Here is a 24,310-nt window from a genome sequence, read left to right as displayed (position 1 = left end):
CCTTTCACTGCACCTACGCCAAAACCTTGCGGGCCAGGGATCGCACGGATGCGCGTAGGGCCGGGAGATCGTGGTCGACCAACACGCCGTCCCGTTTGACGACCCGACCGTCCACCAGCACGGTGCGCACGTCGGCGACGCCGGCGGTGGCCACGATGCCGCCGGCCACTCGGTCGGCGGGCAGGTGCGCGAAGCCGTCCAGCAGCACGAGGTCGGCTCGCTTGCCGACCTCAAGGGAACCGGTCCGGGGGCCGAGACCGATGGCCCGGGCCCCGTCCAACGTCGCCGACGCGAGCAGGGACGAAGCCGGCCGGGCCACGCTGTGGATGCGTTCGAGCCACAGCGCCAACCGCATCGGCTCGAACAGATCCGCAACCGAGTTGATCACGACGTCGACGCCGAGGGCGGGGGTGCCGCCGGCGGCGGCGAAGCGACCGTAGGCCGGGAATCCGTGGCCCATCATGGATTCCACGACCGGCGTGACGGTCAGCCCGCTGCCGGCGGCGGCCAGCAGCTTGATCTCGTCGTCGGCGAGGTTGTTGCCGTGCACGAAATGCAGGTCCGGGCCGAGCAGTTCCGCCATCTCGGCCACCACGCCGGTTCCGTTGACGTGCATGGTGGTCACGAGCCCGAGCGACCGGGCGACCGCGATGTCCCGCGCACTGTCCTCAGGGGACAGGCAGGCGACGGCCGCGGTGACCAGCCCCTGCGCCCCGGCAAAGCGATGCGCATGATCGCGGTAGACGCCGAACACGGCCCGGATGCCCGACGCGGTCAGCGCCGAGTGGGCGACGGCCGGATCGCCGACGTGTCCCCAGTCCAGCACCGTGGTCACGCCGGCGTTCAACGCCTCGGCCGCACCCAGCAGCACCGAGGCGTGCACCTCGTCCGCGGACAGGGTTTGCACCCTGGGCAACACCTCCGACAGGTACATGTCGATCGGCGTGTCGGCCCCGCTTCCCCGCATCGCCGCCTGCACCAGATGCCGATGGGTGTCGACGAACCCCGGCAACACCACCAGGCCGGCCGCGTCGATCACCTCCGGGGCGTCACAGGACCCGATCCCCGCGATCACGCCGTCGTCCACCAGCACGTCGGCGATCCCCACGCCGAGCACGTGCCCGCCCCTGACCACCAGCACGACTACCTCCCCTGAAAGCTTTTCCAAAAGCTATACCGAAAGCTTTCGTCACGCAAGCTACCCTGAGTGACATGCGGGACGTGGTCGACGGCATTCTCGACGCCTGGCGCGGCCAGCTGCCGGAGATCGCCGGCATCGAGCTGGAGCTGTCCAAACGGGCCGGCCGCCTGCACACCATGCTGGCCGAGGCCACGAACGGCCAGCTCAGCCGGTTCGGGCTGACCAAGGCCGAGTACGACGTGCTCGCGGTCCTGCGCTCGACCGGCGAGCCCCACCGGCTGCGCCCGACCGATCTGGCGGCCCGGCTGCTGCTGTCCTCCGGCGGCACCAGCAACGTGCTGCGGCGGCTGGCCGCGGAGGGCCTGGTCACCCGCGAGGCCGACCCGGACGACGCGCGCTCCAGCTGGGTGCAGCTGACCCCGCAGGGCGCCGACACGGCCGAGGCCGCGGTCCTCGCCAGCACCGAAGCCCAGGGCACGCTGCTCAAGGCCGTGCCGCCCGAGACCGCGCGCCAAGCGGCCGACATCCTGCGCGAGGTGCTGCTCGCGCTGGGCGACCGGCCCTGATTCGCATCCGACCCCGACGACAGGGCACGATCAAGCCATCATGACGCTCACCGACCAGTTGCCCGCCGACAACGACCCGGACGCCCTCTACGAGGCCTTCTCCGCCTGGGCGGACGGGCAGGGCCTGTCGCTCTACCCGCACCAGCAGGAGGCGCTGATCGAGGTCGTCTCCGGCTCGAACGTCATCCTCAGCACGCCCACCGGCTCCGGCAAGAGCCTCGTCGCCGCCGGCGCGCACTTCGCCGCGCTGGCCAACGGCGTGCGGACGTTCTACACCGCGCCGATCAAGGCCCTGGTGTCGGAGAAGTTCTTCGCCCTGTGCGAGACCTTCGGCGCGGACAAGGTCGGCATGCTCACCGGCGACGCCAGCGTCAACGAGACCGCGCCGATCATCTGCTGCACGGCCGAGATCCTGGCCAACATCGCGCTGCGCGACGGGGCCGAGGCCGACGTGGGCCAGGTCGTGATGGACGAGTTCCACTTCTACTCCGAGCCGGACCGGGGCTGGGCCTGGCAGGTGCCGCTGCTGGAGCTGCCCAGGGCCCAGTTCGTGCTGATGTCGGCCACGCTCGGCGACGTCACCAAATTCGAGAAGGACCTGACCCGCCGCACCGGGCGCGCCACCGCCGTGGTCAAGAACGCCGAACGGCCGGTGCCGCTGCATTTCAGCTACGTGCTGACGCCGTTGCAGGAGACCCTGGAGGAGCTGCTCCAGACCAAGCAGGCCCCGGTCTACGTCGTGCACTTCACCCAGGCCGCGGCCATCGAACGGGCCCAGGCCCTGATGAGCATCAACGTCTCGACCCGGGCCGAGAAGGACGCCATCGCCGAGCTGATCGGCCGGTTCCGGTTCAGCTCGGGCTTCGGCAAGACGCTGTCCCGTCTGGTCCGGCACGGCATCGGCGTGCACCACGCCGGCATGCTGCCCAAGTACCGGCGGCTGGTGGAGCGGCTGGCCCAGGCCGGCCTGCTCAAGATCATCTGCGGCACGGACACCCTCGGCGTCGGCATCAACGTGCCGATCCGCACCGTGCTGTTCACCGCCCTGTCCAAGTACGACGGCGTGCGCACCCGCCACCTCAAGGCCCGCGAGTTCCACCAGATCGCCGGCCGGGCCGGCCGCGCCGGCTACGACACCGTCGGCATGGTCGTCGTGCAGGCCCCCGAGCACGTGGTGGAGAACGAGAAGGCCCTGGCCAAGGCCGGCGACGACCCCAAGAAGCGGCGCAAGGTGGTGCGCAAGAAGCCGCCGGAGGGCTTCGTGTCCTGGGGCGAGGCCACGTTCACCCGCCTGGTCGAGGCCGAGCCGGAGCCGCTGACCTCCAGCTTCCAGGTCAGCCACTCCATGCTGCTCAACGTGATCGGCCGGCCCGGCGACGCCTTCCAGGCCATGCGGCACCTGTTGGAGGACAACCACGAGGACCGCAAGTCGCAGATCCGGCTGATCCGGCGGGCCATCGCCATGTACCGGGCGCTGCTGGCCGCCGGCGTGGTCGAGAAACTGGACGAGCCCGACGAGCAGGGCCGGACCATCCGCGTCACCGTCGACCTGCAACTGGACTTCGCCCTCAACCAGCCGCTGTCGCCGCTGGCCCTGGCCTCGGTCGACCTGCTCGACCGGGACTCCCCCACGTACGCGCTGGACGTCGTGTCGATCATCGAGGCGACGCTGGACGACCCGCGCCAGGTGTTGTCGGCGCAGCAGTTCAAGGCCCGCGGCGACGCCGTCAACAGGATGAAGGCCGACGGCATCGAGTACGACGAGCGGATGGCGCTGCTGGAGGACGTCACCTACCCGAAGCCGCTGGAGGAGCTGCTCAACGCGGCCTACGACGCCTACCGGCGCGGGCACCCGTGGGTGCTCGACCACCACCTGTCGCCCAAGGCCGTGGTCCGTGACATGTTCGAGCGGGCCATGACGTTCACCGAGTACATCGGCTTCTACCAGCTGGCCCGGTCCGAGGGCCTGGTGCTGCGCTACCTGGCCGACGCGTTCAAGGCGCTGCGGCAGACGGTGCCGGACGAGGCCAAGACCGAGGAGCTCACCGACCTGGTGGAGTGGCTGGGCGAGCTGGTCCGGCAGGTCGACTCCAGCCTCATCGACGAGTGGGAGAAGCTGGCCAATCCCGAGGAGCAGCTGGACAAGCCGCTCGACGAGCGGCCGCCGGCGGTCACCACCAACGAGCGGGCCTTCCGGGTGCTGGTGCGCAACGCGCTGTTCCGCCGGGTCGAGCTGGCCGCGCTGCGCCGCTACTACGACCTGGGCGAGCTGGACTCCGAGTACGGCTGGGACGCGCAGGCCTGGCAGGAGGCGCTGGAGCCGTACTTCGAGGAGTACGACCGCATCGGCACCGGGCCCAACGCCCGTGGGCCGCAGCTGTTGCAGATCGAGATCGAGCCGGAGCGCTGGCTGGTCCGGCAGGTGTTCGACGACCCCGCCGGCGACCACGACTGGGGCATCAGCGCCGAGGTGGACCTGTTGGGGTCCGACGAATCCGGGACGGCGGCGATCACCGTCACGGACGTCGGCCCCCTCACCTCCTGACGGCCGCCGATCGCTCGGCCGTCCACCTGAAGGGAACTCCGGCCCCCACCCGACGGGTCGGAATCCCCTTCAGGGCGCTCCTGACCGGCCCTCCCCGGCCAATCAGGAGATCGCGGCGTCGACCCGGCGCTCGATCAGCTCGAGCACCTCGTCCGGGTCGAGCCCCGGTTGGACGGCGGCCAATGCCTTGACCGCCTCCAGGGCGGCGATGGCCATCGCCTCGGCCCGGCCGGCCCGCACGCTCGACCGCACCAGCCACTCCGGGAAGGAGTAGGTCTCCTGGCTGGCCGGGTCGTCCGGGTCGTGCTCCGGGTTGACCAGGCGCCAGCCGTTCAGCGCGCTGATCATCGTGGCCGGCAGCGCCTGGAGCGACTCGTCGAGCCCCGCCACGGCCGTGGCCACGTCCACCGAAACCATCCCGCCCTCTCTCCCCTCACCTGTGGTGCTGTGCCCAGTCCCCCCGGGCACGGCCATGGTGCTGCTTCACCGCCCGTCACGACATCCGGGAAACCCCGTACATCCACAACTACGGATGTAGACTCAGTATTTGATACCCTGAATATGTGACACCCGAAACACCCGAAACCGTCGAACCGGGCATGGTGCTGGCCCGGCTGGCCCGCGTCGCCGAGCGCGCGCTGCTGCGCGTGGAGCTGACGCTGCCTCAGTACCGGATGCTGTCCGTGCTGACGGCGGCAAATCCGTCGACGGCGTCACGGGTGGCGTGGATGCTGTCGGTCAAGCCGGCCACCGTCACCGCGGTGATGGACGGGCTGGTCGCGGGCGGATACGTGCGGCGCGAGCCGGACCCGACCGACCGGCGCAAGGTCACGCACGAGGTCACCGACGCCGGCCGGCGCCTGCTGGCCGCGGCCAACGACGCCATCCGCGGCCATCTGGCCGGGCTGGCCACGTTCCTCGACGAGGAGCAGGCCGACCAGGCGATGGCCGCGCTGACGCTGTGGCACCAGGCGCTGGGACGCGCCAGACAAGCCGAATGGGCCGCCCGCGAGGGCGCGCAGAGGGGGGAATGCCGGTGAGCAAGACGTATCCGCCGCCGACCGCCGCGATCGACCCGGATCCGCGGAAGTCGTGGCTGCGGCGGGCACTGCCGCTGCTCGGGGCGCACAAGTGGATGTTCGGCACGGCGCTGGCCTCGTCGGCGCTGAGCCTGCTGGTGTCGGTGCAGGTGCCGACGCTGATCCAGGACGCCCTGGACAACTCGATCGTCGCCCACACCGTGCCGCTGTCGACCTACATGTGGTGGCTGGTCGGGCTGACCGCGGTCATGCTGATCGCCGGCTTCTTCGCCCGGCAGCTGCTGTTCCGCACCGCGTACAAGATCGAGTACGACCTGCGCAACCTGATGTACGAGCACCTGACCGGGCTGTCGTTCCCGTTCTACGACCGCTCGCAGACCGGGCAGCTGATCTCCCGGGCCAACTCCGACATCCGCTCGGTGCAGATGTACCTGGCCTTCGCGCCGTTCATGCTGGTGCAGTGCGGCATCGCCGTGGTCGCCTTCGGCTACATGCTGGCCATCAGCATGCCGCTGGCCATCCTGGCCATGCTGCCGATGCCGCTGGTGTTCGTGACCAGCCGGCAGATGCAGCGCTCAATGTTCCCGGTGTCGTGGCTGATCCAGGCCCGGCTGGCCGACGTGGCCACCGTGGTCGACGAGAACGTCAACGGCGTGCGCGTGGTCAAGTCGTTCGCGGCCGAACGACGGCAGCTGTCGCTGCTGCAACGGGCCGCGATCAAGGTGCGCTGGGCCTATGTCAAGGACGCCGACCTGCGGGCCCGGTGGACGCCGGCCACCCAGAACCTGCCCCGGGTGGGCATGGCGATCGTGCTGCTGTACGGCGGATTCCTGGCCATCCAGGGCAATCTGGGCGTCGGCGCCATCCTGGCCTTCAACTCCTACCTGCTGATGTTGCAGATCCCGTTCACCATGCTCGGCATGCTGATCATGATGGGGCAGCGGGCGTCGGCATCGGCCAAGCGCCTGTACGAGGTGCTCGACGAGAAGCCGGAGATCGTGGACGCCACGGACGCCGTGCCGCTGACCGAGGCCCGCGGCGACGTGGTCTTCGACGGCGTGCGCTTCGGCTACGGCGACGGACCCGATGTGCTGGACGGGTTCTCGCTGCGGCTGGACAGCGGCGAGACCGTCGCCCTGGTCGGCCGGACCGGCAGCGGAAAGTCCACTGTGGCCAGACTGCTGCCGCGGTTCTACGACGTGCGCGAGGGTTCGGTCAGCGTCGACGGCCACGACGTGCGGGGCGTGACCCTGCACAGCCTGCGCGACACCGTGGGCATCGTGCTGGACGAGCCCTTCCTGTTCTCGGCCTCGGTGCGGGACAACATCGCCTACGGGCGGCCGGACGCGGAGATCGCCGAGATCGAACTGGTGGCCAAGCTGGCCGGCGCGCACGAGTTCATCACCGAGTTGGCGCAGGGCTACGACACCGTGGTCGGCGAACGCGGCTACACCCTGTCCGGCGGGCAGCGGCAGCGCATCGCGATCGCCCGGACCCTGCTGGTCAACCCGCCGGTGCTGATCCTGGACGACGCCACCAGCGCCATCGACGTCCAGGTGGAGCAGGAGATCCACGCCGGGCTGCGGACCCTGTTCGCCGGCCGCACCACGCTGATCATCGCGCACCGGCTGTCCACGATCAGCCTGGCCGACCGGGTGGTGCTGCTGGACGAGGGCCGGATCGTGGCCGACGGCACGCACGCGGAACTGTTGGAGAGCACGCCCTTGTACGCCGAAGTGTTGGCCCAGGGCAATGTTCACGAGGGCAATGTTCACGAGGGCGATGTTCACGAGTTGGGGGGTGTGGCGCGATGACGTTTCCCGGAGGTGGAGGCGGCGGCGGTCCGATGTTCGGCGCCGCGCGGGCCGGCGCGTCGGGGCTGCCGTTCGCCGGCGTGCCGTCGGAAATGCAGGCCGGCGTGGACAAACTGCTCAAGACCGAGCCCGAGCATCCCGAGCCCGAGGTCGTCTTCGAGCACGGGCGGCCCGATCCCGACGGCGCCAAGCTCAGCCTGCGGCGGCTGGTCCGGCCGTACTGGGCGATGGCGCTGTGGGCCGGGCTGCTGGTGGTCGTCGAGGCCCTGACGCTTCAGGCCGGCCCCAAGCTGACCCAGATCGGCATCGACGACGGCATCATCGCCAAGGACTACGTGGTGCTTTGTGTGGTCGCCGGCGTGTTCCTGCTCAGCCTGCTGGTCACCGGCATCGCCCAGGCGATCCGGGTCAAGGTCACCGGGCGGATCGCCGCGTGGGTGATGAACGACCTGCGGGTGCGGGTGTTCACCCAGTTGCAGCGGCTGTCGCTGGACTTCTACACCGGCGAGAAGGCCGGCGTGATCATGACCCGGATGACCAGCGACATCGAGAACCTGCAACAACTTCTCCAGGACGGGCTGGTGCAGTTCGCCATCCAGGGCCTGACCATGGTCGTGGTGACCGTGGTGCTGTTCACCTACGACGTGCGGCTGGCGCTGATCACCGTCGTGCTGGTGGTGCCGGTGCTGACGCTGATGTCGCTGTGGTTCCACCGCGCGTCCAGCAAGGGCTACGTGCGGGTGCGGGACAACATCGCCGCCGTGCTGGCCGACCTCTCCGAGAGCCTGCAAGGTGTTCGCATCGTCACCGCGCACAACCGGCAGCGGCGCAACACCGAGCACCACCGGCAGGTCACCGGCAGGTACTACGACACCAACGTCCAAACCGGACGGATCAACTCGATCTACGGTCCAGGCACCCAGGTCGTCGGTGTGGCCGGGCAGCTGGCCCTGCTGGCCATCGGGGCCGGCATGGTGTCGGCCGGGCAGCTGACCATCGGCGAGCTGGTGGCGTTCCTGCTCTACCTGGGGGCGTTCTTCCAGCCCATCCAGCAGTTGGTGCAGCTCTACAACATGTACCAGCAGGGGCAGTCCTCCATCACCAAGCTCAAGTCCCTGCTCGGCGCCCAGCCGGCCGTGCCGGAGTCCGCCGGGGCGGTCGACCTGCCGCCGGTCGAGGGCGAGATCACCTTCGACGACGTGACGTTCGGCTACTCCCCCGACCGTCCGGTGATTTCCGGCGTGTCGCTGGACATCCGGGCCGGCGAGACGGTGGCCTTCGTCGGGCCCACCGGGGCCGGCAAGTCCACCCTGGCCAAACTGGTGACCCGGTTCTACGACCCCACCTCGGGCCGGGTGCTCATCGACGGGCACGACCTGCGCGAGGTCCGCATCGAGTCCCTGCGTCGGCAACTCGGCGTCGTGCCCCAGGAACCGTTCCTGTTCGCCGGGCCGCTGCGGGACAACGTCCGCTTCGCCAGCCCCGACGCCTCCGACGAGCAGGTCTGGGGCGCGCTGCGGGCCGTCGGCCTGGTCGAGGTCGTCGAACGCATGCCCCAGGGCCTGGACACCATCGTCCAGGAACGCGGCCAGTCACTGTCCTCCGGCGAACGCCAGCTGGTGGCGTTGGCCCGCGCTTTCCTGGCCCAGCCCCGGGTTCTGGTGCTGGACGAGGCGACGTCCAATTTGGACCTCCAGTCCGAGACCAAGATCGAGGACGCGCTGGACGTCCTGCTGGAGCGCCGCACCGCCATCCTCATCGCCCACCGGCTTTCCACCGCGATGAAGGCCGACCGCATCGTCGTGGTCGACGAGGGCCGCATCGTCGAGGTCGGCAGCCACGACGAACTGGTGGCCGCCGGCGGCAAGTACACCCAGATGTACGCCACCTGGACCAGCCAAACCGCCGACGTCCACTAGCGGCGGTACAGCGTGATGGAGTGGCCGACGTCGTCGACGGGCGTGCTGGTGGCGAGCAGAGCCATCAGCTTCGGGTCGTCCTTGGCGACCGCGGAGTCGGAGACGGCGAGCAGACCGTGGACCTGGTCCGGGGGCACGGCGAGCGGGTCGGCGGCGCGGATGCCGTAGTAGGACGGCAATCCACTGCCCTTGTAGACGAGCCAGACCGGCTGGCCCGCGTAGTCCTCGCGCAGGCGCGCGGCCAGCCGGCCCAGGTCCTGGCCCCAGTCGACGTTGGAGTCGTGCAGGACCAGGTGGGTGTTCGCCGGCCCGCCGAAGGCCTCGTTGGAGTACGGCAGGTAGTACGGAAACGTCAGCAGCGAGCTGACCGCCGTGAAGGCGACCATGGCGGCGGCGAGAACACGGGCCCAGCGAACGCGGAGGATCACCACAAACGCGGCGGCGACGGCGAGGAACATCGGGGTGAACACGACGTACCGGACACCGAGGTCCCGGCTGCCGGTCATCGCCGCCACGAACAGCACGACTGTGGGCACGAGCACGTAAGGCGCGGCGATCCGAAGCCGAGGAACCGAGAGCATCACGGCGGCGCCGGCCACCCAGAGCGCCAGCATTCCCAACGGCGTCTTCACCAGCAGCGCGGCGGGCAGGTAGTACCAGAGCGGCCCGTCGTAGTGCCGGCCGAACAGGAACGTGCCCCAGACCTGGTCCTCCAGGCCGAACTGGAACCGCATCCCGTACCGGTAGGGCTCGGGCAGCGGCAACCAGTCGACGATCGCCCGCAGCCCATGGACGACGGGAGCAGCGTCGGCCGGCGGCTCCCAGCGCAGCTGCGGATCCACCACCAGGTACGACGCCCAGACAACCACGATCGCGAGCACCCCCACCCCTGCGGCCGCGACCGCGCCGCGCCGGAGCCAGCGCGTGGGGCTGGCGTGCCGGAAGGACAGCACGGCCAGCCCCAACACCACCGGAACCGCGGCCAGGGCGCTCATCTTCGTCGCCACCGCCGCGCCGAGGGCCAGCCCCGCCAGCGGAAGGTAGCGGCCGGGACGATCACGGGCCCGCCACACCAGCCACACCGAGGTCAGCAGGAACCCGGCCACCGGCACGTCGAGGGTGGCCAGCGACCCGTTGGCGATCACGTCGGGCGAGAAGGCGTACAGGGCCAGCGCCACCAGCCCGCCGACCGGCCCGACCAGGTCCCGGGCGAACGCCAGCACCACCAGCCCGAACAGCAGGGTCACCACGATCACCGGCAGCCGGCCCAGCAGGATCAGCCGCCCCGGGTCGTTGCCCGACCGGTACAGCACCTGCTGGCCCAGCTGCGACTCGTCGCCGGCGAACGACCGGTCGAGGTGCGGGCCGGCGAAGGCCACTCCGGCGGCGATGATCAGCTTCCCCAGCGGCGGGTGCTCCGGGTTGTAGCGCAGGCTGTGCTGGTCCAGGTAGGCGACGGCGGCGCCCACGTAGACCGGCTCGTCGATGGTCGGCGTCTGCTCCACCGCCGTCGTCACCATCACGATCGCCATCTGGGCCAGCAGCGCGACGACGGCCAGCGCGAAGGCCCAGCGCCGCGGCCGACCCCTCGGTGTCGTCTCGTCCGCGCCGGGCCACGGGCGTGGGGAGGACAACACCGGGTGGATCCCTTCTGATGACGTTCTGTCATGGTCACACGTCTTGCCGGGCGATGCGGTTCAGTGGTCGACTGCGGGGATGCCGGGTCCTAGACGACGGTCGGTGCTGATCTCCAGGCTGGCGGGCGAGCACCGGGACAGCTCGCAGGCGGCGATCCTGGCCGAGCTGCGGCGGTGCCTGCTGGACGGCGGGGTGCCGCCCGGGTCGGCGATTCCGCTGGACGAGGTGGCGGCGGTGTTCGGGGTGAGCGTGATCCCGGTCCGCGAGTCGCTGAAGACGCTGATCGGCGAGGGCTTGGTCGAGCACCGGCCCAACCTGGGGTACACGGTGGCGAAGCTGACGCCGGCCGAGCTGCGGGAGATGTACCTCGTACGGGAGGTGCTGGAGACGGCGGCGTTGACCGCCTCGGTGAAGGCCGCCGACGACAAAGCCGACGAAGCGGTGAAACAGGCGCATCAGGCGATGGCGCGGGCGGTCCGGGACGGCGACGCGCAGGCGTATCACCGGGAGAGCCGCCGATTCCACCTCGCGCTGGTGACGCCGTGCGGCATGCGCCGGCTGCTGGGCATGTTCGAATCGGCCTGGAACATCACCGAGCCGCTGCAATCCATGACGCACCTGACGGCGGCCGAACGCGGGGCGCTGCAACGGGATCACGACGAGATCCTGGCGGCGTTCCTGGCCCGCGACACTGAGGCGTTGCTCACTGCGGCCCGCGCCCATCACGGCGGATTGCGCGTGGCCCTGGACTCGCTGCCGAGCGACACGGGCCTGTTCGCCTGACCATGTTCGGCCGCACGCCGCCATCACCTGATCTGGAGCGGTTCGCGGCCAAGCGCATGGGCGCGAAGACCCACGAGATCGACAGCAGCCACGTGCCGATGCTCTCGCAGCCGGAGTAGGTGCTGGACATCATCCGCGACGCCGCCAGTTCGCTGACGGGCTGACATATATGGTTCGCGTCACCGGGTCGTAACACGGCGCTCCTAGCGTTCGCTGCAACCGAACCTAGGAGCGCCCATGACCGAGATCCTGGCCCGCACCGAGGACACCGCCGCGACCGAGCCCGATCCCCGGCTGGCCAACGACGATCTCCAGCCTCTGGCCGAACAGCGTTGGGGCGCATACAACATCTTCGCGTTCTGGATGTCGGACGTGCACAGCGTCGGCGGCTACGTGACCGCCGGCAGCCTGTTCCTGCTGGGACTGAGCAGCTGGCAGGTGCTGGTGGCGCTGCTGGTGGGCATCGTCATCGTGCAGGTGTTCTGCAACCTGGTGGCCAAGCCCAGCCAGGCGGCGGCGGTGCCGTACCCGGTGATCTGCCGGGCCGCCTTCGGGGTGCTGGGCGCGAACATCCCGGCGCTGATCCGCGGGCTGATCGCCGTCGCCTGGTACGGCATCCAGACCTATCTCGCCTCGGCGGCGCTGGATGTGTTGCTGCTCAAGCTCTTTCCGACGTTGACCCCGTTGGCGGACGTGGGGCGGCACGGTTTTCTCGGGTTGTCGGCGCTGGGCTGGGGCTCGTTCATGCTGCTGTGGGTGTTGCAGGCGGCGGTGTTCTGGACCGGCATGAACACGATCCGCCGGTTCATCGACTTCTGCGGCCCGGCGGTGTACGTGGTGATGATCCTGCTCGCCGGCTACCTGCTCTACCGGGCCGGCTGGGGCGCGATCGACCTCGACCTGGGGGCGGTGAAATACCAGGGCCTGGACGTGATTCCGGTGATGCTCGGGGCGATCGCCCTTGTGGTGTCGTACTTCTCCGGCCCGATGCTGAACTTCGGCGACTTCTCCCGCTACGGCCGCTCCTTCGCGGCGGTCCGGCGCGGCAACCTGCTGGGCCTGCCGGTGAACTTCCTGGCCTTCTCGGTGCTGGTGGTGGTGACGGCCTCGCTGACCGTGCCGGTGTTCGGGCAGCTGATCACCGACCCGGTGCAGACGGTGGCCCGCATCGACAGCACCACGGCGATCGTGTTGGGGGCGTTGACGTTCACCACCGCCACCATCGGCATCAACATCGTCGCCAACTTCATCTCGCCGGCCTTCGACTTCTCCAACCTCAGCCCGCAGCGGATCAGCTGGCGCACCGGCGGCATGATCGCCGCGGTCGGCTCGGTGCTGATCACGCCGTGGAACCTCTACGACAACCCGGAGGTCATCCACTACACCCTGGAGACGCTGGGCGCGTTCATCGGCCCGCTGTTCGGGGTGCTGATCGCCGACTACTACCTGGTGCGCCGGCAGGTGATCGACGTCGCCGACCTGTTCAGCATGTCCCCGACCGGAACCTACTGGTACCGCAGGGGTTTCAACCCGCGGGCGATCATCGCCACCGTGGTCGGCGCGGCCGTCGCCGTCACGCCCGTGCTGGCTCCCGGCCTGGCCGCCGTGGCCCCGTACAGCTGGTTCATCGGCATGGGCCTGAGCCTGGTCGTCTACCGGGCGGTGTCGCCGAAGTGCTGATCAAAGTGGTGAATCCCAACACCAGCGCGGACATGACGGCGATCATCGGGCAGGCCGCCCTCGGCGTCGCCGCTCCCGGCACCACGATCCGGGCCGTGACCTCGCGGATGGGGCCGGCGTCCATCGAGAGCCACTACGACGAGGCGCTGAGCGTGCCGGGGGTGCTGGCCGAGATCGCCGGCGCGGACGGCTACGTGATCGCCTGCTTCGGCGACCCCGGCCTGGACGCCGCCCGCGAGATCGCCGACGGCCCGGTCGTGGGCGTCGCCGAGGCCGCCATGCACGCCGCGTCGTTCCTGGGCCGGGGTTTCACCGTCGTCACCACCTTGGCCAGAACCGCCGGCCGCGCCTGGGATCTGGCCGACCGCTACGGCCTGGCCCGGCTCTGCCGCCGGGTTCGGGCCTGCGAGGTGCCGGTGCTGGAGGTCGCCCTCGCCGAGAAGGCCATCACCGAGGAGTGCCGCACCGCCGCCGTGCAGGACGGGTGCGACGCCATCGTGCTCGGGTGTGCCGGCATGGCGGACTTGGCGGCGCGTCTGACCGCCGAGATCGGGCTGCCGGTGATCGACGGCGTCGCCGCCGCCACCCTCCAGGCGCAGTCGCTGGTCGCGATGGGCCTGCGCACCGGATCCCGGCACGAGTACGCCCCTCCCCCGCCCAAGCCCTACACCGGTCTGCTCGCCGAGTTCGCGGTGGGACGGGCACGTTCGGCGGAGTCGGGCGGGCCGGTCACGTCGTAGCCTGGAGGTTCCGTCCAGGCGAGGACGTGGTCGATGCGCACGGGGCAGAACCTGCTGGGGCCGTTGCGACACGTGACGACCTACTACCGCACGCCGCCGGTCGGCCGGGTGGCCGCCGACCTCGAACTCGGCGCCGGCGTGCCCTCGGGGCTGAGCGAGGTCACCGGCGAGCTGTTCGACGCCCAGGGGCTGGACGCGGTGCTACCCAAGGTCCTCGACGGCGCGCTGACCTTGATGGGGGCCGAGGCCGGCAACATCCAACTGCTCGACCCCGACGAGGATTCGCTGGTGCTGGTCACCCAGTCCGGCTTCGGGGCCGAGTTCCTTGACCACTTCGCCGTGGTCCGGGACTCGGGCTCGGTGTGCGGGCGCGCGGCGCTGCGGGGCGTGCAGGTGGTCGTCGACGACGTCAAACAGGACCTGACGTCCGCGCCGCACCGGCGGGTCTTCCGGATCGCCGGCGTGCGCTCGGTCGTGTCCACGCCGCTGCTCGACGGAACCGGCCGGCTGATCGGCATGATCTCCACCCACCTGCCGTGGCCCGGCCGCCCGCCCGAGCGGGACCTGCGCGGCATGCGCCTCTACAGCCAACTCGCCGGCGAGGTCGTCGCCGGGGAGTTGGCCATGCTGTCACCCGAGGTACAGGGCCCAGAACAGGCAACCGGCTGACGTTTCGGTGTGTCTGTGAGCGGGACTCGCCGGGGTGGCTAGGGTGTCCGGGTGACGAGCATGTCCCGGTGGTCGGACGAGAACGGCGGGCTGGACTTCGGTCTGCTGGCGCTGCGGCTGATGCTGGCGGCGGCGATGGGGGCGCACGGCCTGATGCAGGTGTTCGGCTGGTTCGGCGGCCCGGGCCTGGCGCGGTTCGGCGTGCTGCTTCAGGGCTACGGCTTCAGCCGCAACATCGAGTTCCTGACCTGGCTGACCGGGATCACCGAGGTCGCCGGCTCGGTGCTGATCGTGCTGGGCCTGTTCACGCCGCTGGCCGCGGCCGGCCTGCTGGGGGTGGCGGTCAGCGCGGTCAAGGCCAAGTGGACGGGTGGGTTCACTTCGGGCGAGGGTTTCGAGCTGGAGCTGGTCCTGGCGGTCGTCGCCCTCGCGCTGCTGATGGCCGGCCCCGGCTGGTACGCCCTGGACCGGCACACCGCGTGGCGGCGCAAGCCGCTCGGTTTCGCCATCGGCGGACTCGTGCTGGCCTTCGGCGGGGCGGCGGCGGTGGGCTCCCTGTTCTGACGCCGCGGTCGCGACCCCGACAGAATGGGGTCCATGGATGATCAGCTGGTGAAGCTGGCCGACGCCCACGGGGTCGCCACCTGGTACGAGGGCAGCGAGCGCCGCCGCATCGAGGTGGCCGCCGACGTGGTGGTCGAGGTGCTGGCCAAGCTCGGTGTCGACGCGAGCGGACCGGAGGCCATCCGAACGGCATTGGCCCAGGTCACAGCGGACACACTCCCTCCGACCATCGTGCTCCGCCAGGGCCACCCCCTCCCCCTCCCCCACGCCGGTAACGGGCCTTTCCTGGCATCGGCGACGGTGCGGACCGAGGACGGCGAGACCCTGGAGATCGGGGACGAGATTCCCGGGGACCTGCCGCTGGGCTGGCACACGCTGACCGCCGGGGACCGTGAGATCACGCTGGTGGTGGCGCCGAAGAGCCTGCCGGAACCGCCCCGGACCTGGGGCTGGATGCTCCAGCTGTACGCGATGCACTCCACGGGCTCCTGGGGCGTGGGCGACCTCCGCGACCTGACCGACTTCGTCACCTGGTCCAAGGACAACGGCGCCGGGGTGGTGTTGCTGAACCCGATGCACGCGGTGGCCCCGGTGCACCCGATCCAGCCCTCCCCCTACTCCCCCTCCAGCCGCCGGCACACCAATCCGGTCTACCTCCGCGTCACCGAGACGGCCGAGTACCGGCGGGCCGACGACGCCACGAAGGCGGCCGTCGATGCGTTGAAGCCGGACCACGAGCCGGAGCTGATCGACTACGACCAGGTCTGGGACGCCAAGATCAAGGCGCTTGAGCTGCTGAAGCCGGCGACCACGCCGGCGGGCGACGACTTCGCGCTCTACTGCGCCCTGGCCGAGGTGCACGGGGCCGACTACCGGGAATGGCCGGAGGAACTGCGTCACCCGGACAACCCCGAAGTCCGCGCCCAAGCCGATCCGGAGCGCGTCGGCTTCCACGCCTGGCTTCAGCAACTGTGCGACCAGCAGCTGGAAACGGCCCGCGAGGCGGCCGAGGGCATGGCGGTCGGCATCGTGCACGACCTGCCGGTGGGCGTGGACCCGGGCGGCGCGGACGCCTGGGCGCTGCAGGACGTGCTGGCCACGGGCGTCACGGTCGGGGCCCCGCCCGACGCCTTCAACCAGCAGGGCCAGAACTGGTCGCTGCCGCCCTGGCATCCGCGACGGCTGGCCGAGGCCGGCTACAAGCCGTACCGCGACCTGCTGCGGGCGGTGTTCCGGCACTCGCAGGGCCTGCGCATCGACCACATCGCCGGCCTGTGGCGGCTGTGGTGGATCCCCGGCGGCGACGCCCGGCGGGGCACGTACGTCCGCTACGACGCCGACGCGATGACCGGCATCCTGGCCCTTGAGGCCCACCGCGCGCAGGCGGCGGTGATCGGCGAGGACCTGGGCACGGTCGAGCCCGTCGTCACGGAAACCTTGCACGCCAACAACATGCTGTCCTCGGCGGTGCTCTGGTTCGAGCGCGACGACGACGGGAACCTCGTGCCGCAGCAGGACTGGCCGCAGGAGGCGACGGCCAGCATCAGCACCCACGACCTGCCCACGGCGGCCGGTTTCCTGCGCAGCGAGCACGTGCGGGTCCGGGCCGAGTTGGGCGTGCTGGCCGGCGACGTGGACGCCGAATACGCCAACGCCGCCAAGGAACGCCGGGAGCTGCTGGCCGTTCTCGGCCTGGACGAGAGCGCCGCCGAGGAGGACGTGATCGTCGCGATGCACGCCCTGCTGGCCGGCACCCCGTGCCGGCTGGTGTTGGCGTCCCCGTACGACGTGATCGGCGAGACCCGCCAGCCCAATCTCCCCGGCACCGTCGACGAGTACCCGAATTGGCGTATCCCGTTCCCGGTTGACGTAGCGGCGTTCCTGGCCGACCCGCGGGTGTCACGCGCCGTGAGCACGATGCGAGATCGGTGACAGGACATCTGCCCGAAGATCCCCTTCCGCATTGCCTCGAGCAGGACGGGCTTCCTACCATGCGGAGATAACGCAATGTGAACAACGGTGAAACGCCCCGCCGAGACGAGAGGGGCAGCCATGTCTGGTGCCCGACGTGCAACGACGCACCGTCCGTCCCTGCACTGGTTCCTGACCGAGCCGGTCCGCGGCGCGATGACCTTCGGCGCGCTGCCGTTCGCGGCGCCGCTGCTGTCACGCGCACCCAGGGGCGACGGGCACGGTGTGCTGCTGTTACCGGGATTGATGGCCGACGACACCAGCAACGAGCCGCTGCGCTGGTATCTGTCCCGGCTCGGCTACACCACGCGGGGCTGGGGCCTTGGCCGCAACATCGGCCCGACCGAGGCGGTGCTGGACGGCATGCCGGTGCTGCTGGCCGACCTGGCCGCCCGCACCGGCGGCCCGGTCTCGGTGGTCGGCTGGAGCCTGGGCGGCATCTACGCCCGTGAGCTGGGGCGCGACCACCCGCACCTGGTCCGCCAGGTGATCACCATGGCCAGCCCGTTCGCGCTGGTCGACTCCCGGCAGAGCCGCGCCGAGTACGCCTTCCGGCGCGGCTCCCACCGGCACGCCCATCCCGACCGGGTGCCCAAGCGGCACGAGCTGGGCCGGCCGATCCCGGTGCCGTCCACCGCGCTGTACTCCAGGTCGGACGGCATCGTTGACTGGCGGGCCTGCATGCAGGAGCCGGCGGCGGACCGGGAGAACGTCGAGGTCACCTGCGGCCACCTGGGCTTCGGCGTCGACCCGCTGACGCTGTGGGTGATCGCCGACCGGCTGGCCCAGCCGGCGAACGGCTGGCGGCCGTTCCGGCCGACCGGCTGGACCCGCGCCTTCTATCCGGCGGCGGCGGCGTGACGGCCCACAAGCCGGCCCCGTGGACGTTCGCCGAACCGTGGGGCGCGCGCGGCTGGATCACCGACCTGAACGGACCGGTTCACTGGGTCGACTTCGGCGGCGAGGGTGACGCCCCGCCGATCGTGTTCGTGCACGGCCTCGGCGGCTCGCACCTGAACTGGTCGCTGGTGGCCAAGGCGCTGGCCAAGGGCCGCCGCGCGGTCGCCCTGGACCTGCGGGGTTTCGGCCTCACCCCGGGCGCGCCGCGCAGCACGTCGATCCGGGCCAACGTGGGGCTGCTCAACAGCTTCGTCAACGAGGTCGTCGGCGGGCCGGTGGTGCTGGTCGGCAACTCCATGGGCGGCGTGATCTCCGTGCTACAGGCCCACAACAACCCGGAGACGGTCGCCGGGCTGGTGCTGCTCGACCCGGCGCTGCCGCCCACGACCGTCCGCCCGGACCTGCGGGTCGCGGCCATGTTCTCCGCGTACCTGATGCCCGGCCTCGGCGAGTTGTCCATGCGGCTCATGCAGTCCCGGCTGTCGTCACGACAACAGGTGCTGCGCATGCACAACCTGGTGCTGGCCGATCCGCGCAAGGCCGATCCGCAGCTGACCGAGGCCTCGGTGGCGATGGTCGACCAGCGCCGCGAGATTCCCGGCAAGGAGGAGTCCTTCCTCGGCGCCACCCGGTCGCTGCTGCGATTGCTGTCCCGGGGCGACCGCTACCGGCGGATCATGGCCGGCATCTCCGCGCCGGTGCTGCTGATCAGCGGCGCCGAGGACCGGCTGGTGCCGATCGCCGCCGCCCGCCGGGCCGCGGCGGCCAACCCGACCTGGGACTCCCTGTTCCTGCCCGGCGTCGGCCACACGCCCCAACTGGAGTCGCCGGCAACGGTGATCGACGCCGTGTCGACCTGGCTCGCACGCACCACCACCATCGCCGGAAAGTGAAGGGTGCCATGCAGCAACTCACCGGACTGGACGCCGCGTTCCTCGCCCTGGAGACCACCAATTCCACCGGCCACGTCGGCGGTGTCTGCATACTCGACCCGAGCGACGCGCCCCGGCCGCTGGACCTGGCGCTGCTCACCGAGGTGCTGGGGCAGCGGCTGCCACTGGTGCCGGTGATGCGGCGCAAGCTGCTGGAGGTGCCGCTGGGACTGGACCAGCCGTACTGGGTGGACGATCCCGAGTTCGACATCGAGTACCACATCCGCGAGGTGGCGCTGCCCAGCCCGGGCTCGCAGGCCCAGCTCACCGAGCAGCTGGCCCGCCTGCACGCCCGCCCGCTGGACCGCCGCCGGCCGCTGTGGGAGACCTACCTGATCACCGGCCTGGCCGACGGGCTGGTCGCCGTCTACACCAAGGTGCACCACGCGGCGATCGACGGCGTGTCCGGGGCCGAGCTGCTCACCGTGCTGCTGGATCTGAAGCCGGAGGGGCGGAAACTGCCGCCGGCCAAGGAGTTCACGCCGGCCCGGCCGCCCGGCCCGCTGACCCTGATGGCCCGGGCGGCGGCCCGGCTGGCCTGGCGGCCGGTGCAGACCGTGCAGCTGGCCGGGGAGTTCGTGCGCAAGGTGCCGACGCTGGCCCCGCTGGTCAGCCCGCTGGTCGGCGAGATGCTGGGGCTCAACCGCGGCGACGGCAGCGTCATCCCGACCACGCTGGGCCTCGCGCCCTCGACCCCGTTCAACAAGAAGATCACCCCGCACCGCCGGGTGGCCTTCCGCAGCGTGAGCCTGGCCGACGTGAAGACGGTCAAGAACGCCTTCGGCACCTCGGTCAACGACGTGGTGATGGCCATGTCGGCCGGCGCGCTGCGGCACTGGCTGGCCGATCACGACGCGCTGCCGGCCAACCCGCTCAACGCCATGATCCCGGTGTCGGTGCGGGACGCGGCGGCCAAGGGCGCGATGGGCAACCGGGTGTCGGCGATGCTGGCCGCGCTGCCGACCCACCTGGAGGACCCGGAGCAGCGGCTGGCCGTGGTGCACGAGGCCACCAAGATCGCCAAGGCCCAGCAGGCGACCATTCCCCAGGGGCTGGTCGACGACATCTCCGACTTCGCGCCGCCGGCGCTGACCGCTCGGGTGGCCCGGGTCGCCTTCGCCACCGGCATGATGCACCGGCTGCCGCCGTTCAACGTCTGCATCTCCAACGTGCCCGGGCCGAACGTGCCGGTGTACCTGGCCGGGGCGCGGATGCTGGCCCAGTACCCGATGTCGGTGATCCTGGACGGGCAGGGCCTGAACATCACCCTGGTCGGCTACCTGGGCGAGCTGCACTTCGGGCTGGTGGCCTGCCGGGAGCTGGTGCCGGACATCGACACCCTGGCCACTTACCTCGTGGACGAGCTCAACCTGCTGCTCAAGGCGGCCGCCGCCCGGTAACCGCGCAGTTGCGTAGGCCACTTCGCAGGTGCTTGACGTACCACGCACCGCGTGGTTGACTTATGTCAGCAACCGGAAGCGAGGGAGGTCGGAGATGCCGGACCAGCACAGTGAGGCGCTCTCCGACCTCGGCAAGTACATCCGGGCGCAGCGCGAGGTGGCTCGCCTCTCGCTGCGTCACCTCGCCCGGGTCACCAACGTGTCCGACTCGTACCTGAGCCAGGTCGAACGGGGTCTCTACCGGCCGTCGGCCGAGGTCCTCAAATCGATCGCCGAAGGCCTGGGCATCTCCGCCGACGACCTGTTCCGCCGGCTCGGCTGGCTGGACCAGGACGGCGACGAGGCGGCCACCGAGACCACCGTGCTGGCGGCCATCGCCGCCGACGAGCGGCTGAGCCCGGCGCAGAAGTCCGCGCTCGCCCAGACCTACAAGGCCATGGTCGGCGACAGCTGACCGGTCGCACTTGAAGTATCCGCGTGGCCCCGCCATGCCCTGTTCACGTCACCACCTCTAAGGGAGAAGACTGCCATGACCACGTACAGCGAGATGACCCAGCAGTTCGGCGACCAGTACGTCGCGGCCGTGCAGAAGACCGGCGACGCCGTGTCCGACGGTGTCACCCGCCTGACCTCGCTGGTCGACCTGAGCAAGGTCCCCTTCGTCGAGGACATCGCCAAGACCGTCACCGCCTTGGGCTCCGCCCTGCCCCAGCCGGCCGAGATCGTCGAGGCCAACTTCGCCCTGGCCGAGCGCGTCCTGGTCGCCCAGCGCGACTTCACCGCCCGCCTGCTGGGCCAGGCCGAGACCAAGGCCGAGGAGAAGGTCGCCGGCTGACCTCCTTCAGGTCCCCACGTGAGTGGCTCAGGTGGCTCCCAGGGCCACCTGAGCCACTCACGTGTGCCGGAAGGGGGACGCATGCGGGTGGTGTTTGTTGACACCCCGCACCAGCCCTCCTAGCCTCGCCGATAGAAAGGCTTTTCTGTCGGGAGGTGGCGCGTGGCGCGGAGGACCGTCGGGGTGGCCATGAACGGCGTGACCGGACGGATGGGCTACAACCAGCATCTGCTCCGCTCCGTGCTGGCCATCCGGGAGCAAGGCGGCCTTGCTGTCACCGACGGTACCGTCATCTGGCCCGAGCCGGTGCTCGTCGGCCGCAACGAGGACCGGATCCGGGCGCTGGCCGAGCGGCACGGGATCGAGCGGTGGACGACGGACGTGGCCAAGGCGTTGGCCGAGCCCGACGTGGAGATCTACTTCGACGCCCAGGTGACCTCGGCCCGCCGCGAGGCGGTGCTGGCGGCGATCGACGCGGGCAAGCACGTGTACTGCGAGAAGCCGACGGCGCAATCCCTTGCCGGCGCGCTGGAACTGGCCCGGGTGGCGGCGGCCAAGGGCGTGAAGACCGGAGTGGTGCAGGACAAGCTGTTCCTGCCCGGCCTGCGCAAGCTGAAGCGGCTGGTGGACGGCGGCTTCTTCGGCCGGATCCTGTCGGTGCGCGGCGAGTTCGGCTACTGGGTCTTCGAGGGCGACTGGCAGCCGGCCCAGCGCCCGTCCTGGAACTACCGGGCCGACCAGGGCGGCGGCATCGTGCTCGACATGTTCTGCCACTGGCAGTACGTGTTACGGGAGATCTTCGGCCCGGTCCGCAGCGTGCAAGCGCTTACCGCCACCCACATCCCGGAACGGGTGGACGAGCGCGGCCTCGCCTACGAGGCCACCGCCGACGACGCGGCGTACGGGATTTTCGAGCTGGACAACGGAATCGTGGCCCAGATCAACTCCTCGTGGGCCACCCGGGTGAACCGGGACGAGCTGGTCGAGTTCCATGTGGACGGAACAGAGGGCAGCGCCGTCGCCGGCCTGCGGCACTGCCGCGTGCAGCACCGCTCCATCACGCCGAAGGCGGTGTGGAACCCCGATCTGCCGTCCCCGGTGGACTTCCGCGCGCAGTGGCAGGAGGTGCCGGACAACGCCGAATTCGACAACGGCTTCAAGGCGCAGTGGGAACTGTTCCTACGGCACGTGGTGCTGGACGAGCCGTGGCACTGGGACCTGCTGGCCGGCGCGCGCGGCGTGCAACTGGCCGAGCTGGGCCTGAAGTCGGCGGCCGAGGGCCGTCGGATCGAGATCCCGGAGCTGACGCCATGACGGCCCGGACGATCTTCGCCGCCGCTCACGTCGTCGCCGACCCGAACGATTCCACTGCCCTGGACTGGGATGCCACGCTGGCGTTTCGCCATCACCTGTGGCGGCAGGGCCTGGGCGTGGCCGAGGCGATGGACACCGCGCAGCGCGGCATGGGCCTGGACTGGGCGACCGCGGCGGAGCTGATCAAGCGCAGCGCGGCCGACGCCAACGCCGAGGGCGGCCTGCTCGCCTGCGGCGCCGGCACCGACCAGCTGGCCGCCCCGCCGACCGGCCTCGACGAGGTGACCGCCGCCTACACCGAGCAGCTGTCGGTGGTGGAAAGCGTTGGGGCGCAACCGATCCTCATGGCCAGCCGGCAGCTGGCCGAGATCGCCCGGGACGCCGACGACTACCACGAGGTGTACGGCCGGCTGCTGGGACAGTTGTCGGGCAAGGCGATCCTGCACTGGCTGGGCCCGATGTTCGACCCGGCGCTGACCGGCTACTGGGGCAGCGAGGACCTGGACGCGGCCACCGAGACGTTCCTGTCGGTGATCGAGGCCAACTCCGACCGCGTGGACGGCGTGAAGATCTCGCTGCTTGACGCCGACCGGGAGATCGCGCTGCGCCGCCGGCTGCCGCCGGGCGTGCGCTGCTATACCGGCGACGACTTCAACTACCCGCGCCTGATCGCCGGCGACGAGCACGGCCACAGCGACGCCCTGCTGGGCGTCTTCGACCCGCTCGCGGTGGTGGCCCGGCGGGCGATGTCCTTTTTGGACGCCGGCGACTCCGCGGGTTTCCTGGCCGAGCTGGAGCCGACGGTTCCGTTGGCACGACACGTGTTCGAGGCCCCGACCCGGTTCTACAAGACGGGCGTGGTGTTCCTGGCCTGGCTGGCCGGCCACCAGGACCACTTCACCATGCTCGCCGGCCTGGAGACCGCTCGCTCCGCCGAGCATCTCCGGCGCTGCCACGAGCTGGCGGCCGAGCTGGACCTGTTCGCCGATCCCGAGCTGGCGGCCAAGCGGGCGGCCCTGCGGTGAGCGACCTGGCCAGGCTGAGTGTCAACAGCGAGACGATCAAGCAGTGGTCGGTCGAGGAGCTCGTCGCCGGCTGCGTCGACCTCGGCGTGCCGAACGTGGCGCTGTGGCGGGCGCCCGTGGCGGAATACGGCCTTGAGCGCACGGCCCGGCTGGTTCGGGACGCCGGGCTGAAGGTGACGAGCCTGTGCCGGGGCGGCTTCTACACCGTGGCCGCGCCGGTGGCTCGCAAAGCCGCGCTCGACGACAACCGCCGAGCCATAGACGAGGCAGCCGAACTGAACTGCCCAGTACTGGTCCTCGTCTCCGGCGGGCTTGGCGACGGCGACCGGGACCTGGCCGGCGCCCGGCAGCGGGTCGCCGACGCGCTCGGCGAGCTGGCCCCGTACGCCGGCGAACGGGGCGTCACACTGGCGATCGAGCCGCTGCACCCGATGTTCTGCTCGGACCGCTGCGTGGTGTCCACCCTGGCCCAGGCCATCGACCTGGCGCTGCCGTTCCCGGCCGAGCAGGTCGGCGTGGTCGTGGACACCTACCACTGCTGGTGGGATCCCGAACTGAACGCGCAAGTACAGCGGGCCGGCGCGACCGGGCGGCTCGCCCTGTTCCAGGTGGCCGACTGGACCACGCCGCTGCCCGAGGGCGTGCTGCTGGGCCGGGGCCAGCTCGGCGACGGGCACGTGCCGCTGCGGGAGATCCGCGAACTGGTCGACGCCACCGGCCACGGCGGCCCGGTCGAGGTCGAGATCTTCAACCCCGGACTGTGGACGCGCCGCGGGGTCGAGGTGCTGGCGGAGGTCGTTCAGCGCTACCGTGATCACCTGCTCTGACAGGACG

The 24,310-nt window shown here is 70.6% G+C and carries 22 protein-coding genes; 19 read left to right on the top strand and 3 right to left on the bottom strand.

The genetic code is table 11. From position 1 onward, the window contains the following. Positions 1-13: 13 nt before the first annotated feature. On the bottom strand, positions 14-1,141 hold the full coding sequence (locus tag ACIG5F_RS27265; protein WP_396522165.1) for an amidohydrolase family protein: 1,128 nt from the start codon (positions 1,139-1,141) through the stop codon (positions 14-16). Positions 1,142-1,212: 71 nt separating this feature from the next. On the opposite strand from ACIG5F_RS27265, the gene ACIG5F_RS27260 reads away from it, so the two are divergent. Next, positions 1,213-1,707 carry a MarR family winged helix-turn-helix transcriptional regulator gene (locus ACIG5F_RS27260; RefSeq protein ID WP_396522163.1) on the top strand — a complete coding sequence of 165 codons (495 nt, stop codon included), beginning with the start codon at positions 1,213-1,215 and terminating at the stop codon, positions 1,705-1,707. Between the two features lie 40 nt (positions 1,708-1,747). Then, positions 1,748-4,252: a DEAD/DEAH box helicase gene (locus ACIG5F_RS27255; RefSeq protein WP_396522161.1), complete on the top strand. Its 2,505-nt coding sequence runs from the start codon at positions 1,748-1,750 to the stop codon at positions 4,250-4,252. 102 nt (positions 4,253-4,354) lie between these two features. Here the strand turns inward: ACIG5F_RS27255 and ACIG5F_RS27250 are convergent, their stop codons facing one another. After that, positions 4,355-4,669, bottom strand: coding sequence for a hypothetical protein (locus ACIG5F_RS27250; protein WP_396522159.1), 315 nt, complete (start codon positions 4,667-4,669; stop codon positions 4,355-4,357). Between the two features lie 146 nt (positions 4,670-4,815). Between ACIG5F_RS27250 and ACIG5F_RS27245 the strand changes: the two genes are divergently transcribed. From ACIG5F_RS27245 to ACIG5F_RS27235, 3 genes are read left to right on the top strand one after another with little or no spacing between them, the layout of a single operon-like run. After that, positions 4,816-5,292 carry a MarR family winged helix-turn-helix transcriptional regulator gene (locus tag ACIG5F_RS27245; RefSeq protein WP_396522157.1) on the top strand — a complete coding sequence of 159 codons (477 nt, stop codon included), beginning with the start codon at positions 4,816-4,818 and terminating at the stop codon, positions 5,290-5,292. Further along, a complete protein-coding gene (locus ACIG5F_RS27240) occupies positions 5,289-7,106 on the top strand; it encodes an ABC transporter ATP-binding protein (RefSeq protein WP_396522155.1) in 1,818 nt (605 codons plus the stop codon). Before ACIG5F_RS27245 ends, ACIG5F_RS27240 begins: the two co-directional genes overlap by 4 nt. Beyond that, positions 7,103-9,025 carry an ABC transporter ATP-binding protein gene (locus tag ACIG5F_RS27235; protein ID WP_396522153.1) on the top strand — a complete coding sequence of 641 codons (1,923 nt, stop codon included), beginning with the start codon at positions 7,103-7,105 and terminating at the stop codon, positions 9,023-9,025. The genes ACIG5F_RS27240 and ACIG5F_RS27235 overlap by 4 nt, the downstream gene beginning before the upstream one ends. Here ACIG5F_RS27235 and ACIG5F_RS27230 read toward each other — a convergent pair. Continuing rightward, complete coding sequence (locus ACIG5F_RS27230) at positions 9,022-10,662, bottom strand: phospholipid carrier-dependent glycosyltransferase (protein WP_396522151.1); 1,641 nt, start codon at positions 10,660-10,662, stop codon at positions 9,022-9,024. The two genes, ACIG5F_RS27235 and ACIG5F_RS27230, sit on opposite strands and share 4 nt — an antisense overlap. A gap of 103 nt (positions 10,663-10,765) precedes the next feature. Between ACIG5F_RS27230 and ACIG5F_RS27225 the strand changes: the two genes are divergently transcribed. The 14 genes from ACIG5F_RS27225 to ACIG5F_RS27160 all read left to right on the top strand — a co-directional run bounded on the left by ACIG5F_RS27225 (position 10,766) and on the right by ACIG5F_RS27160 (position 24,303). Next, the gene (locus ACIG5F_RS27225) at positions 10,766-11,446 is read left to right on the top strand and encodes a GntR family transcriptional regulator (protein WP_396522149.1); all 681 of its coding nucleotides are present in this window, start codon (positions 10,766-10,768) and stop codon (positions 11,444-11,446) included. A 237-nt stretch (positions 11,447-11,683) separates the two neighbouring features. Further along, positions 11,684-13,126 (top strand): NCS1 family nucleobase:cation symporter-1, encoded by a 1,443-nt coding sequence (locus tag ACIG5F_RS27220; RefSeq protein WP_396522147.1) that lies wholly within the window; start codon positions 11,684-11,686, stop codon positions 13,124-13,126. Then, positions 13,120-13,866 (top strand): aspartate/glutamate racemase family protein, encoded by a 747-nt coding sequence (locus tag ACIG5F_RS27215; RefSeq protein ID WP_396522145.1) that lies wholly within the window; start codon positions 13,120-13,122, stop codon positions 13,864-13,866. Before ACIG5F_RS27220 ends, ACIG5F_RS27215 begins: the two co-directional genes overlap by 7 nt. Before the next feature lie 33 nt (positions 13,867-13,899). After that, the gene (locus ACIG5F_RS27210) at positions 13,900-14,535 is read left to right on the top strand and encodes a GAF domain-containing protein (protein WP_396522143.1); all 636 of its coding nucleotides are present in this window, start codon (positions 13,900-13,902) and stop codon (positions 14,533-14,535) included. A gap of 60 nt (positions 14,536-14,595) precedes the next feature. Continuing rightward, positions 14,596-15,099, top strand: coding sequence for a DoxX family protein (locus tag ACIG5F_RS27205; protein WP_396522427.1), 504 nt, complete (start codon positions 14,596-14,598; stop codon positions 15,097-15,099). Between the two features lie 33 nt (positions 15,100-15,132). Continuing rightward, a complete protein-coding gene (locus tag ACIG5F_RS27200; RefSeq protein WP_396522142.1) occupies positions 15,133-17,031 on the top strand; it encodes a 4-alpha-glucanotransferase in 1,899 nt (632 codons plus the stop codon). Between the two features lie 120 nt (positions 17,032-17,151). Next, positions 17,152-17,931 (top strand): esterase/lipase family protein, encoded by a 780-nt coding sequence (locus ACIG5F_RS27195; RefSeq protein WP_396522140.1) that lies wholly within the window; start codon positions 17,152-17,154, stop codon positions 17,929-17,931. Continuing rightward, positions 17,928-18,863 (top strand): alpha/beta fold hydrolase, encoded by a 936-nt coding sequence (locus ACIG5F_RS27190; RefSeq protein WP_396522138.1) that lies wholly within the window; start codon positions 17,928-17,930, stop codon positions 18,861-18,863. Before ACIG5F_RS27195 ends, ACIG5F_RS27190 begins: the two co-directional genes overlap by 4 nt. Positions 18,864-18,871: 8 nt before the next feature. Next, positions 18,872-20,302, top strand: coding sequence for a wax ester/triacylglycerol synthase family O-acyltransferase (locus tag ACIG5F_RS27185; protein ID WP_396522136.1), 1,431 nt, complete (start codon positions 18,872-18,874; stop codon positions 20,300-20,302). A 94-nt stretch (positions 20,303-20,396) separates the two neighbouring features. Continuing rightward, positions 20,397-20,756 (top strand): helix-turn-helix domain-containing protein, encoded by a 360-nt coding sequence (locus ACIG5F_RS27180; RefSeq protein WP_396522134.1) that lies wholly within the window; start codon positions 20,397-20,399, stop codon positions 20,754-20,756. A 75-nt stretch (positions 20,757-20,831) separates the two neighbouring features. Further along, positions 20,832-21,137, top strand: coding sequence for a hypothetical protein (locus ACIG5F_RS27175; RefSeq protein ID WP_396522132.1), 306 nt, complete (start codon positions 20,832-20,834; stop codon positions 21,135-21,137). A gap of 162 nt (positions 21,138-21,299) precedes the next feature. Then, the gene (locus ACIG5F_RS27170; RefSeq protein WP_396522130.1) at positions 21,300-22,451 is read left to right on the top strand and encodes a Gfo/Idh/MocA family protein; all 1,152 of its coding nucleotides are present in this window, start codon (positions 21,300-21,302) and stop codon (positions 22,449-22,451) included. After that, positions 22,448-23,476, top strand: coding sequence for a dihydrodipicolinate synthase family protein (locus tag ACIG5F_RS27165; protein WP_396522128.1), 1,029 nt, complete (start codon positions 22,448-22,450; stop codon positions 23,474-23,476). Before ACIG5F_RS27170 ends, ACIG5F_RS27165 begins: the two co-directional genes overlap by 4 nt. Continuing rightward, entirely contained in the window at positions 23,473-24,303 is an 831-nt protein-coding gene (locus ACIG5F_RS27160) for a sugar phosphate isomerase/epimerase family protein (RefSeq protein ID WP_396522126.1), read from the top strand. The genes ACIG5F_RS27165 and ACIG5F_RS27160 overlap by 4 nt, the downstream gene beginning before the upstream one ends. The last annotated feature ends 7 nt before the right edge of the window (positions 24,304-24,310 follow it).

The organism is Kutzneria sp. NPDC052558, assembly GCF_044547355.1.
GTDB lineage: Bacteria > Actinomycetota > Actinomycetes > Mycobacteriales > Pseudonocardiaceae > Kutzneria.
Note: the sequence above shows the minus strand (reverse complement) of the source record. Positions and strands in the feature narration are given on the sequence as shown.